At 37.1% G+C, this 315-nt stretch carries 1 protein-coding gene; it reads right to left on the reverse strand.

Annotated features, from left to right (window positions below; translation table 11 throughout):
- Positions 1–315 (reverse strand): hypothetical protein (locus HMPREF3023_RS09400; protein ID WP_168165789.1); only part of this gene is annotated, 315 nt, incomplete at both ends.

Here is a 315-nt window from a genome sequence, read left to right on the forward strand (position 1 = left end):
TCTCCAGGTTGTTCGTCAGAGTTGTTATCATCTCTGCCTTTTTCATGTCCATTTACTGGTACTTCAATTTCTTTCTTTCCACCATCTATATCTGGATCTTCTACTGTAACTGTAATAGGTCCGTCTACATTTTCTCCTGGTGTTACGATTACTTTTCCATCTTCATCGATTTCAACTTCAACTTTGTTTCCGTCTTCATCTTTTGCAGATATCTTAGTATCGTCATCTTTGTTTTCTACCTTTACACCTGTGTCTTGTGGATCATTTGTTGGATCTACTGGTTTTGCTTCTCCAGTTACTTTTGTCTTCTTATCT

It is taken from the genome of Peptoniphilus sp. HMSC075B08 (assembly GCF_001815405.1).
GTDB classification, from domain to species: Bacteria; Bacillota; Clostridia; order Tissierellales; family Peptoniphilaceae; genus Peptoniphilus_A; species Peptoniphilus_A harei.